The organism is Streptomyces sp. NPDC050287 (genome assembly GCF_044459385.1).
Lineage (GTDB): Bacteria > Actinomycetota > Actinomycetes > Streptomycetales > Streptomycetaceae > Streptomyces.
The window spans coordinates 106479-117540 of the sequence record NZ_JBITIY010000006.1; the positions used below are offsets into that span (position 1 = coordinate 106479).

At 72.5% G+C, this 11062-nt stretch carries 11 protein-coding genes; 2 read left to right on the top strand and 9 right to left on the bottom strand.

The features are described from left to right. Positions 1-22: 22 nt before the first annotated feature. The 6 genes from ACIBK3_RS22500 to hrcA form a co-directional block, all read right to left on the bottom strand. Complete coding sequence (locus tag ACIBK3_RS22500) at positions 23-553, bottom strand: hypothetical protein (RefSeq protein ID WP_399368017.1); 531 nt, start codon at positions 551-553, stop codon at positions 23-25. A gap of 75 nt (positions 554-628) precedes the next feature. Then, positions 629-1021: a VOC family protein gene (locus tag ACIBK3_RS22505; RefSeq protein WP_399368018.1), complete on the bottom strand. Its 393-nt coding sequence runs from the start codon at positions 1019-1021 to the stop codon at positions 629-631. Between the two features lie 17 nt (positions 1022-1038). Then, complete coding sequence (locus ACIBK3_RS22510; protein WP_399368020.1) at positions 1039-1788, bottom strand: 16S rRNA (uracil(1498)-N(3))-methyltransferase; 750 nt, start codon at positions 1786-1788, stop codon at positions 1039-1041. Beyond that, positions 1788-2870, bottom strand: a complete 1083-nt coding sequence (locus ACIBK3_RS22515; RefSeq protein ID WP_399368022.1) for a nitronate monooxygenase — start codon at positions 2868-2870, stop codon at positions 1788-1790. The genes ACIBK3_RS22510 and ACIBK3_RS22515 overlap by 1 nt, the downstream gene beginning before the upstream one ends. A 203-nt stretch (positions 2871-3073) precedes the next feature. Beyond that, entirely contained in the window at positions 3074-4210 is a 1137-nt protein-coding gene (dnaJ, locus tag ACIBK3_RS22520) for a molecular chaperone DnaJ (RefSeq protein WP_030928419.1), read from the bottom strand. Next, on the bottom strand, positions 4211-5227 hold the full coding sequence (gene hrcA / locus ACIBK3_RS22525; RefSeq protein WP_399368025.1) for a heat-inducible transcriptional repressor HrcA: 1017 nt from the start codon (positions 5225-5227) through the stop codon (positions 4211-4213). A 165-nt stretch (positions 5228-5392) separates the two neighbouring features. Here hrcA and ACIBK3_RS22530 point away from each other — a divergent pair, with 165 nt between their 5' ends. Together ACIBK3_RS22530 and ACIBK3_RS22535 are read left to right on the top strand one after the other, a co-directional pair. Next, positions 5393-6130, top strand: a complete 738-nt coding sequence (locus ACIBK3_RS22530; protein ID WP_399368027.1) for an MBL fold metallo-hydrolase — start codon at positions 5393-5395, stop codon at positions 6128-6130. Positions 6131-6164: 34 nt separating this feature from the next. Beyond that, the gene (locus ACIBK3_RS22535; protein WP_399368029.1) at positions 6165-6977 is read left to right on the top strand and encodes a DUF3097 domain-containing protein; all 813 of its coding nucleotides are present in this window, start codon (positions 6165-6167) and stop codon (positions 6975-6977) included. Here ACIBK3_RS22535 and ACIBK3_RS22540 read toward each other — a convergent pair. From ACIBK3_RS22540 to ACIBK3_RS22550, 3 genes are all read right to left on the bottom strand, one after another. Then, positions 6955-7545: a Uma2 family endonuclease gene (locus tag ACIBK3_RS22540; protein ID WP_399368031.1), complete on the bottom strand. Its 591-nt coding sequence runs from the start codon at positions 7543-7545 to the stop codon at positions 6955-6957. The genes ACIBK3_RS22535 and ACIBK3_RS22540 overlap by 23 nt on opposite strands. Before the next feature lie 102 nt (positions 7546-7647). Further along, positions 7648-8880 (bottom strand): radical SAM family heme chaperone HemW, encoded by a 1233-nt coding sequence (gene hemW, locus ACIBK3_RS22545; protein ID WP_399368033.1) that lies wholly within the window; start codon positions 8878-8880, stop codon positions 7648-7650. Between the two features lie 26 nt (positions 8881-8906). Continuing rightward, the coding region (locus ACIBK3_RS22550) for a SpoIIE family protein phosphatase (protein WP_399368035.1) at positions 8907-11062 on the bottom strand (2156 nt) is incomplete at its 5' end.

An 11062-nucleotide genomic window follows, 5' to 3' on the forward strand; every position in this document is an offset into this window, starting at 1 on the left:
GCCAAGCACCGCCGCGGGCGACCTACTTGCCCTGGACGGGCCAGCAGGTGGGGTCGCCCTGGCACCAGACGGTCCGGGTGACGGTCACCGTGACGGTGGGCCCGGGCTGCCCGGGGTTGTTCACCGGCGGGGTGGTCCTGGCGTTGCAGTTGCCCAGCCCCTCCACGTGGAACCACTGCTTGCCGTCGATCCTGGCGGTGAGGTCCCCGCGCACACAGGCCCCGCTGACGGCACGCGTCACCTTGCCGGTGACCGTGATGTCCTTGCCGTCGTCGGTCTCGCCCTTGCAGTCGACCTTGACGACCGTGTTCGCGGTCGCGGTCGGTGTCACACCGTCGTCGTACGAGCCCGTGCAGTTCAGCCACCGCACATCGGCTTTCTGCCGCTCCAGCTCGGCCGTCGCGGTCCGGTCGGTCGTATAGGCCACGGTCGCGGTGTTCAGTCCGCCCGGCTCACAGCCGGCGACCCCGCCCACGACCACCACGGCAAGCCCCGCCACGGCCGCCACACGCTGCCCTCGTGGCAGGCGCCGGATTCGTCTCAACGCCCCCATGGAGGGCAGCCTGCCACCGACCGCCCCACGACGGTAGAGCGCATACGGCCACCCGCGCGCCCCGCCCCGTCCGCGTCAGCCGCGCAGCAGCAGCCACTCCTGGAGTTCCACCAGGTTGCCCTCCGGGTCCTTGAGGTGGGCCACCCGCATGCGGTCCGTCATGGGTGCCGGCCCGTGTACCAGGGTGGCGCCCCGGGCGGTGATCTGTTCGCAGTAGGTGTCGAGGTCGTCGACGCGCAGCACGACCAGGGAGCGGTGGCCGCTCGCGGGGTCGCCCACCTCGCCGAGGACCTCGGCCATCATCGCCCGGTCCTGGAGGGCGATGCCCGCGGCGCCGGTGGCGGGAGAGAACTTCTCGTACGGCCCGTTCGTCGCGCCCGACTGCGGCTTGAGGCCCAGGACGTCGGCGTAGAAGCGGTAGCAGAGGGCGAAGTCGGTGACGAGCAGGCGTACTTGGGCGAGTTCCACGGCCGTTCTCCCGGAGGTCAGGACCAGCGGCCGGTGCGGCCGAGGACCAGCGCGGTGGCTGCCGTGCCGGCGGTCGACGTACGCAGCACGGTACGGCCCAGGCGGTACGCCTTCGCACCCGCCTCCTGGAAGAACGCCAACTCCTCGGGCGACACGCCGCCTTCGGGGCCGACGACCAGCACGATCTCGCCGTCGGCGGGGAGTTCGGCCCTCGCCAGCGGCTCACTGCCGTAGTCGCGGTCCTCGTGCAGGACGGCGGCGAAGTCGGCTTCGGCGAGAAGTGCGGCAACCTGCTTGGTGCCGGCCGCGTCCGTGACCTCGGGGAAGCGCACCCGTCGGGACTGCTTGCCGGCCTCGCGGGCCGTCGCCCGCCACTTGGCGAGGGCCTTCAGGCCGCGGTCGCCCTTCCACTGGGTGATGCACCGGGAGGCGGCCCACGGCACGATCGCGTCGACGCCGGTCTCGGTCATCGTCTCGACGGCCAGTTCACCGCGGTCCCCCTTGGGGAGGGCCTGGACGACGGTGATACGGGGGGACTCCTCGGGTTCCTCGGCCACCCGCGCCATCCGGACGATCAGCCGGTCCTTGCCCTCGGTGCCGCTCACCTCGCACTCCGCCCAGCGCCCGGCACCGTCGGTGAGGATCACGGCCTCCCCGGGCCGCAGCCGCTTCACGGAGACGGCGTGCCGTCCCTCGGGACCGTCCAGGACGTACGGCCCGGTGGCGCCCGCGTCGAGGTGCTCGACGAGGAACACCGGCGCGGTCATCAGGCGTCACCCTGGGCCGGAAAGGCGCACAACGCTGTCTTGGCGGCGGCGAGTTCGGCGGCCAGCACCTCCACCAGCTGCCCCGCGGGCAGGTCGCGGGCCATCCGGTGGCCCTGTCCCGCCCACAGCGCCATGCCCTGCGCGTCGCCCGCCTTGGCCGCCGCCTTGCGCAGCGGCGAGGTCAGGTGGTGCAGCTCGGGGTAGGCGGCGGGCGCGTACGGCCCGTGCTCGCGCATGAACCGGTTGACCAGGCCGCGCGCCGGACGCCCGGAGAAGGCCCGGGTCAGCTCCGTACGGACGAACAGGGGGTTGGTCAGCGCCTGCTTGTGCACGGCGCTCGCGCCGGATTCCGGGGTGGCGAGGAACGCCGTGCCGAGCTGGGCGGCGCTCGCGCCCGCGGCGAGCGCGGCGGCGATCTGGCTGCCGCGCATGATGCCGCCGGCCGCGACGATCGGGATGCGCACGGTCTCGCGGATCTGCGCGATCAGTGACAGCAGGCCGATGCCGGAGCCGTCGGACTCCGGGAGGTCCCGGTGGGTGCCCTGGTGGCCGCCGGCCTCCACGCCCTGCGCGATCACCGCGTCGGCGCCCGCACGCTCGACGGCGAGGGCCTCGTCCGCGGTGGTCGCGGTGACCAGGGTGAAGGTGCCGGCCCGGCGCAGCGAGTCCAGGACGTCCGGGCCGGGGGTGCCGAAGTGGAAGGAGACCACCGGCACCGGGTTGTCGAGGAGCACCGCGAGCTTGGCGTCGTAGCCGTCGTCACGGCCGCTCTCGGGGTCGCCGAGCTCGGTCTCGTACCAGGAGGCCTCGCCGGCCAGCTGGTGGGCGTAGACGTCGACCGCGGCGGGGTCCGCGTACTCGGGCTGCGGCATGAAGAGGTTCACACCGAAGGGGCGGGCCGTCAGGCTCCGCAGCTGCTTGATCTCCTGGTACAGGCCGTCGGCCGTCTTGTACCCGGCAGCGAGGAACCCCAGCCCGCCGGCCTCGCACACGGCGGCGGCGAGCGTCGGCACGGAGACACCGCCCGCCATGGGGGCCTGCACGATCGGATAGTGGAAGAGATCGGTCAGTGCGGAGGACATGGACGGCATGTTGTCACGTCCTCCGAACAAGTCCGAATCCAGCCTTCCCCTTGGCATGTGCCAGCGCTTCAAGGCCTGGCGACCCGCCCTCAGCGCCCGTTGAACGCGTCCTTCAGCCGCGAGAACAACCCTTGCTGCCCCGGCTGACTGCGTCTGTCCGGGGGCCGACCCCCGGACCCCCAGCAGTCGCCCCGCAGCTCACGTCAGCGCCCGTTGAACGCGTCCTTCAACCGCGAGAACAACCCTTGCTGCCCCGGCTGGAACTGTCCCTGCGGACGCTCCTCGCCGCGCAGCTTGGCCAGCTCGCGCAGGAGTCGTTCCTGTTCGGGGTCGAGCTTGGTCGGGGTCTGGACCTCGACGTGCACGATGAGGTCGCCCCGGCCGCCGCCGCGCAGGTGGGTGACACCGCGGCTGTGCAGCGGGATCGACTGGCCGGACTGGGTGCCGGGCCGGATGTCGACCTCCTCCAGGCCGTCCAGCGTCTCCAGCGGGACCTTGGTGCCCAGGGAGGCCGCGGTCATCGGGAGGGTGACCGTGCAGTGCAGGTCGTCGCCGCGCCGCTGGAACTGCGAGTGCGGCAGCTCGTGGATCTCGACGTACAGGTCACCGGCGGGTCCGCCGCCGGGCCCGACCTCGCCCTCGCCCGCGAGCTGGATCCGGGTGCCGTTGTCGACACCGGCGGGGATCTTCACCGTCAGCGTGCGCCGCGAGCGGATCCGTCCGTCACCCGCGCACTCGGGGCACGGCGTCGGGACGACGGTGCCGAAGCCCTGGCACTGCGGGCACGGCCGGGACGTCATGACCTGGCCGAGGAAGGACCGGGTGACCTGGGAGACCTCACCCCGGCCGCGGCACATGTCACAGGTCTGGGCCGAGGTGCCCGGCGCCGCGCCCTCACCGCTGCAGGTGGTGCAGACGACGGCCGTGTCGACCTGGATGTCCTTCGTGGTGCCGAAGGCCGCCTCGTCGAGCTCGATCTCCAGCCGGATCATCGCGTCCTGGCCGCGCCGGGTGCGCGAGCGCGGACCGCGCTGGGACGCCGTACCGAAGAAGGCGTCCATGATGTCGGAGAAGTTGCCGAAGCCACCCGCGCCGAAACCGCCCGCCCCGGCGCCGCCCGCCTGCGAGAGGGGGTCGCCGCCGAGGTCGTAGACCTGCTTCTTCTGCGGGTCCGACAGCACCTCGTAAGCGGCGTTGATCTCCTTGAACCGCTCCTGGGTCTTCGGATCGGGGTTGACGTCCGGGTGCAGCTCGCGTGCGAGCCGCCGGAAGGCCTTCTTGATCTCTTCCTGCGACGCGTCGCGGCGCACGCCGAGAACGGCGTAGTAGTCCGTGGCCACTTACGACTCCGCCAGGATCTGTCCGACGTACCGTGCCACTGCGCGTACCGCTCCCATCGTTCCCGGGTAATCCATGCGGGTCGGTCCGACCACGCCGAGCTTGGCGACTGCCTCGTTGCCCGAACCGTAGCCGACCGACACCACGGACGTGGAGTTGAGTCCCTCATAGGCGTTCTCGTGACCGATGCGTACGGTCATGCCCGAATCCCCGGCCTCACCAAGGAGCTTGAGGAGCACGACCTGCTCCTCGAGTGCCTCCAGGACGGGCCGGATCGTGAGGGGAAAGTCATGTCCGAAGCGGGTCAGATTGGCGGTGCCGCCGATCATCAGCCGCTCCTCGTTCTCCTCGACGAGCGTCTCCAGCAGAGTGGAGAGCACCGTCGAAACCGTGCCGCGGTCCTCATGGTCGAAAGCCTCCGGCAGGTCCTCCACCAGGCGCGGCACGTCGGTGAAACGACGGCCGGCGACCCGGCTGTTGAGCCGCGCCCGCAGATCCGCGAGCGGACCGTCGCCGAACGGCGCCGGGCAGTCGACCATCCGCTGCTCGACCCGGCCGGTGTCCGTGATCAGCACGAGCATCACCCGCGCGGGGGCGAGCGAGAGCAGCTCCACGTGCCGCACGGTCGAGCGGGTCAGCGAGGGGTACTGCACTACGGCGACCTGCCGGGTCAGCTGCGCGAGCAGCCGCACCGTCCGCGCCACGACGTCGTCCAGGTCGACGGCACCGTCGAGGAAGTTCTGGATGGCGCGCCGCTCGGGCCCGGTCATCGGCTTGACGCCGGCCAGCTTGTCGACGAACAGCCGGTACCCCTTGTCCGTGGGGATCCGCCCGGCACTGGTGTGCGGCTGGGCGATGAACCCCTCGTCCTCAAGGGCGGCCATGTCGTTGCGGACCGTCGCCGGGGACACGCCGAGGTTGTGCCGCTCGGTGAGCGCCTTGGACCCGACGGGCTCCTCGGTGCCGACGTAGTCCTGGACGATGGCGCGCAGCACCTGGAGCCTTCGTTCACTCAGCATCGCGCACACACCTCCAGAAAGTCGTCCCCGTGGCGCCTGTCCTGGCACTCGTCACATCCGAGTGCCAGAGTTCCCCGGCCCAGTGTACGGCCGAGTAGTACGACTCGGGCAAGGCCGGTCCCGCGAGACCGTGCCCGGACGTGCTGTCTTGGCTAGCGTCGCCGTATGACGGTGACTTGGGAAGAGCTGGGATGGCAGCGGCTGGCGGCCGGGGTCGGGCGGTGTCGGCTGACTGGCTGGGACTGCACGGTGGGGCTGGCCGTCGGCGACGGCAGCGCCCTGTTGGTCGACGCCGGGTCGAGCCTCACGGAGGGCGCGCGACTGCGCGGGCAGGCGGAGCGACTCACCGGCCACCGTGTGACTCATCTCGCGCTTACCCACCCCCACTTCGATCATGTCCTCGGCGCCGCGGCGTTCTCGGGGGCGGAGGTGTTCGGCGCCGTCGGCATCGACACGGTGTTCGACGGCGGGCAGGCGCGGGAGGAGCTGCGCGAGGACGCCGTCCGCAACGGCCTGGACGCCTCCCTGGCCGAGGAGGCGGTGGACGCCCTGGTGCCGCCCCGCCACCGGGTCAGCGGCGAGTGGACCCTGGACCTGGGCGGCGGCCGGCAGGTCCTGCTGGCGAACGTGGGCCCCGGCCACACCGCGCACGACCTCGCGGTCCTCGTCCCCGGATCCCCTGGCTCCCCCGAGGTGGTCTTCTGCGGCGACCTGGTCGAGGAGTCCGGCGAACCCCAGGCGGGCCCCGACGCCGTCCCCTCCCACTGGCCCGCCGCCCTGGACCGGCTCCTCGACCTGGGCGGCGAGGACGCGCTGTACGTGCCCGGTCACGGAGCGGTGGTGGACGCGGCCTTCGTACGGGCGCAGCGGGACGCGCTGGCGGCCCGTTTCGGCGTGTCGTGAGTGCTCCCCGGCCGCTTCTCCTATCGTCATCCGAATGCGCCAGTACTCTCCGGACCTGACCCCGCCGTGGAAGAAGCCCAAGCCCGTACCCGAGGTCGCGGCGGAGCCCGGCCTGGTGGTCGAGGAACCGGGGACCGGCTTCTGCGGCGCGGTGATCCGCTGCGAGGCCGGCACGGTCACCCTGGAGGACCGCCACGGCAAGCACCGGGTCTTCCCACTGGAGCCGCGGGGGTTCTTGTTGGAGGGCCGCGTGGTGACGCTCGTACGGCCGCCGTCGACTCCGGTACGACCGTCCCGTACCGCTTCCGGTTCGGTCGCCGTCCCCGGCGCCCGAGCCCGCGTGGCCCGGGCGGGCCGCATCTACGTCGAGGGCCGGCACGACGCCGAGCTGGTCGAGAAGGTGTGGGGCGACGACCTGCGCATCGAGGGCGTGGTCGTGGAGTACCTGGGGGGCGTGGACGACCTGCCGGCGATCGTGGCCGAATTCGCACCCGGCCCGGACGCGCGGCTGGGCGTGCTGGTGGACCACCTGGTGCCGGGGAGCAAGGAGTCACGTATCGCCGCGTCGGTGGCCAGTGAACACGCGCTGGTGGTCGGCCACCCGTACATCGACATATGGGAGGCGGTGAAGCCGTCCGCCGTCGGCATCGAGGCCTGGCCCCGGGTGCCGCGCGGCCAGGACTGGAAGACGGGGGTGTGCCGGGCGCTGGGGTGGCCGTCGGAGAACACCGGGGCGGTGTGGCAGGCGATTCTGAAGCGGGTGGGGTCTTACCGGGATCTGGAGCCGGAGTTGTTGGGGAGGGTGGAGGAGTTGATCGACTTCGTTACGGGTAGCGGTGGGGCCTGACCTTCTCGTACGTTGCGAATTCGCTGGTGTCCAGTTCGATGCCCAGGGGCTCCAGCGGCGTGAGATCGCCGAACTTCGTGATGCGCTGACGCCGGTAGTCCGCGGCCTCTCCATGTCCCACCGGCTCCGTGAGAAGTACGCATTGGGCCATGACTGGGTCGATGATGAAGTAGGCGGGGATCTTCGCAGCCGCGTAGATCGAGCGCTTCACTCCGTAGTCTCGCTCCACGCTCGTCTTGGAGACGACTTCCACCAGCAAGGTAATGACCTCGGACGGCATCAGCCTTCCGTGACCGGGTCCGGCACCTCGCTCAAGCACCACAAGGTCAGGCTGCGGCTCGCTGGTTTCCTCAAGGATGGCGATGTCCTGGGTCTGGAGTCGACGCCAGTGCCGTCGGGGGATCTGGTCTTGAACCGCCTCCACGATGTCGTTGTGGGCCACGTCTGGCCCCGCCATCATCACAATTTCCCCCCGGAGGAGCTCGACTTTGAAGCCCTCGGGAACCTCAAGGTCCTCGAAGATCTTCACGATGCCGGTGGTCATCGGTCGGTCGTCCACAGCGGTCATCTCCGCAGCCTCCGGTTTCCGCCACCGTCAGTTCCGGCAGCAGGTTACGAATTAGGTTAGGGACCGAACCGGCGTTCCGCACCGATTCACTCCGCCGAGTGATCAATCCACCAAATCCCTGACCACCGCGTCCGCCAGCAGCCGCCCCCGCAGTGTCAGCACGGCACGCCCCTCCTCGTACGGCCCACCCTTCAGCAGCCCCTCCCCCAGCGCCCGCCGGGAGGCCGCGAGCCCCTCCGGCCGCAGCAGCTCAAGCGGTACGCCCTCCCGCAGCCGCAGCTCCAGCAGGATCCGCTCCACCCGCCGGTCCTCCTCCGACAGGAGTTCCCGACCGGCGCCCGGTGAGCGGCCGGAAGCCAGCGCCGCCGCATACGCCCCCGGATGCTTCACGTTCCACCACCGCACCCCGCCCACGTGCGAGTGCGCCCCCGGCCCCGCCCCCCACCAGTCGGCGCCCCGCCAGTACAGCTCGTTGTGCAGGCAACGTCCCGCGTCCGAGGTGGCCCAGTTCGACACCTCGTACCAGTCGAAACCGGCCGCCGAGAAAGTCTCCTCGGCGATCAGGTACCGGTCCGCGTGCACGTCGTCGTCGGTCATCGGCACCTCGCCCCGGCGGATCCGCCGAGCCAGCTGCGTGCCCTCCTCGACGATCAGGGCGTACGCCGACACGTGGTCCGGACCGGCCCCCAGCGCCGCCTCCAGCGAGGCCCGCCAGTCGTCGTCCGACTCTCCCGGGGTGCCGTAGATCAGGTCCAGGTTGACGTGCTCGAACCCGGCCGCGCGGGCCTCGGCGACGCACGCCTCGGGGCGCCCCGGTGTGTGCGTGCGGTCCAGGACCTTCAGCACGTGCTGCCTCGCGCTCTGCATGCCGAAGGAGATCCGGTTGAAGCCGCCCTGCCGGAGCTCCGCGAGGTACGCCGGGTCCACCGACTCGGGATTCGCCTCGGTCGTGACCTCCGCGTCCTCGGCCAGCCCGAACTCGTCGCGGATCGCCCCCAGCATCCGTACGAGGTCCCCCGCGGCCAGCAGCGTGGGCGTGCCGCCGCCGACGAAGACCGTGCGGACCTCGCGCGGGTCGTCACCGAGGACCTTGCGGGCCAGCCGGATCTCGTCGATCAGGGTGTCCGCGTAGTTGTCGCGGGAGGCGAGGACACCGCCGGTGCCGCGCAGCTCGGTCGCCGTGTACGTGTTGAAGTCGCAGTAGCCGCAGCGGGTCGCGCAGTACGGGACGTGCAGGTAGAACCCGAGGGGGCGGTCGGCCGCCCCGGCGAGCGCGGACGCGGGCAGCGCGCCGTCGTCGGGGACGGGCTCGCCGTCGGGGAGTGCGGAAGGCATGCGCCCATTGTCCCGTACCCGCGCCGTTACTCGGCCTGGAGCACCAGCAGCGCCAGGTCGTCCTCCGGCGGCCGTACGCCGAACTCGTGCACCAGCCGCTTGATCCGCTCGGCGATCAGGTCCGCGTCCAGCCCCACACAGCCGGCCAGCGCGTCGGCGAGCCCGTCCTCGTCGTCGAACTGCCGGGAACCGCTGCGCCGCTCGGTCACCCCGTCCGTGACGCACAGCAGGCTGTCGCCGGAGCGCAGCTCGAAGGTCTCGCTGGTGTACGTGGCGTCCTCGATGACCCCGAGCAGGGTCTGCGGGTGCGCTGCCGTACGGACTTCGCCGCCCGCCCCGAGCAACAGCGGCAGCGGATGTCCGGCGGAGGCGAGGGTGCAGCGCACTCCGCCGTCGAAGGGCACGAGTTCGCCGTAGAGGAGGGACAGGAACCGGGTCTGCGGGCCGTCGCCGGGGCCGGTCGGCCGGCCGCCCGCGGAGGCCAGCGCGCGGGCCGCCGCGTCCGCGGCCTCCGTGGCGTCGTCGAGGAGCAGCTGGTTGAGGCGGTCCAGGACGTCGGCGACGCGGTAGCCCTCGCGGGCCAGCAGCCGCAGCCAGGGCCGGGCGAGGCCGATGACGACGGCCGCCTCGGGTCCCTTGCCCTGGACGTCGCCGACGGCGAAGCACCAGCGTCCGTCGCCGGCCGGGAAGAGGTCGTAGAAGTCGCCGCTGGGGCCGCCCTTGTCGCACGGCTCGTACACCAGGGCGCTGCGCACCCCGGGTATCTCGGCGACCGCGCCGGGCAGCAGGCCGCGCTGGAGTACGGCGCTGATGGTGGCCTGCCGGGCGTACTGGCGGGCGGCGCCGATGGCGAGCGCCACCCGGCGGCTGAGGTCCTCGACGAGTCCGGTGATCTCGTCCGGGAAGCTGATCAGCCCGGCCCGGCCGATGACCAGGGTGCCGAGCGGGCGGCCGCCGGCCGTCAGCCGGTAGGCCAGCGCGGAGCCGTCGGGGCCGAGGGCCTGGCCGGGCCAGGGGAAGGAGGCGGGGCCGGAGCGGGCCGGGTCGGGCGGGTGCGGAGGCTCCTTCTCCAGGGCTCGGCGCAGGTCCTCGATGCGGGTCTCGCTGGCGTGCCAGACCCGGGCCAGCTGCGGTCCGGTGCCCGCGATGCCCGCGGTCCCGTCGGCGTTCCAGCCGGCCCGGCCGGTGACCTCGTCCTCCAGCCACACCGCGCACCAGTCGGCCAGCCGGGGCACGATCAGCTGTCCGGCGAGCGCGGCCACCAGGTTCTCGTCGAGCTGCCCGGCGAGCAGGTCGGAGGCCTCGGCGAGGAAGGACAGGGCGCCGCGGCCCAGCCAGTCCCGTTCCTGTTCGGTGCGCTGCGGCTCGGGGGCGAGGATCCCGGCGACGCGCAGGCCGCGCTCCCCGGCGTACGCGGCGCGTTCCTCGGCGGCCGGGGCGCCGTACGCGGGCAGCCGCGCCCACACCGTCTTGGCGCCGGTGCGGTAGGTGACGCCCCAGGACTCGGCGAGCGCGGCGACCAGCCGCAGCCCGCGCCCGTACTCCGGCGTCTCGTACGTCGCTTCGACCGCCGCGTCGCGCGGGGCGCGGGAGGGATGACGGTCCATGACCTCGACGACGAGGGCCCCCGTCTCCGCCTCCAGCCGGCACTCCACGTCGACGTCGGTCCCCGCGTGCACCACGGCGTTGGTGACGAGTTCGCTGACGACGACCACGGCGTCACCGACCAGCCGGTCACTGAGGTGCTCGGTACCGGGCAGCCCGCGCTCGGCCCACTCGGCGAGCGCGGCCCGTAAGAGCGCGCGGGCACAGCCCGGTGCGAGCGGGCTGCCGGGGAGGGTGGCGTGCGTCTCGGCTCGCGGGGGGTCGTCGGTGGGCGGGAGGCCATCTGTGGGCGGGAGGTCATCTGTCGGCGGGTGTGCTCGGGCGCGTGGGGGTTCGGCGGTGGCTGGGTGTGCGTCGGCGGGCCGGGGTACGGCGGTGGCCGGATGTGCGTCGGCGGGCCGGGGTACGGCGGTGGCCGGATGTGCGTCGGCGGGCCGGGGCGCCGCGGTGGCCGGATCTGCGTCGGCGGGCGGAGGCGCCGCGGTGGCCGGATCTGCGTCGGCGGGCGGAGGCGCCGCGGTGGCCGGATCTGCGTCGGCGGGCGGAGGCGCCGCGGTGGCCGGATGTGCGTCGGCGG

Coding starts and splice junctions, on each gene's coding strand:
- ACIBK3_RS22500 (WP_399368017.1), bottom strand. CDS start 553: ATGGGGGCGTTGAGACGAATCCGGCGCCTGCCACGAGGGCAGCGTGTG.
- ACIBK3_RS22510 (WP_399368020.1), bottom strand. CDS start 1,788: ATGACCGCGCCGGTGTTCCTCGTCGAGCACCTCGACGCGGGCGCCACC.
- ACIBK3_RS22515 (WP_399368022.1), bottom strand. CDS start 2,870: ATGTCCTCCGCACTGACCGATCTCTTCCACTATCCGATCGTGCAGGCC.
- hrcA (WP_399368025.1), bottom strand. CDS start 5,227: ATGCTGAGTGAACGAAGGCTCCAGGTGCTGCGCGCCATCGTCCAGGAC.
- ACIBK3_RS22530 (WP_399368027.1), top strand. CDS start 5,393: ATGACGGTGACTTGGGAAGAGCTGGGATGGCAGCGGCTGGCGGCCGGG.
- ACIBK3_RS22535 (WP_399368029.1), top strand. CDS start 6,165: ATGCGCCAGTACTCTCCGGACCTGACCCCGCCGTGGAAGAAGCCCAAG.
- ACIBK3_RS22540 (WP_399368031.1), bottom strand. CDS start 7,545: ATGACCGCTGTGGACGACCGACCGATGACCACCGGCATCGTGAAGATC.
- hemW (WP_399368033.1), bottom strand. CDS start 8,880: ATGCCTTCCGCACTCCCCGACGGCGAGCCCGTCCCCGACGACGGCGCG.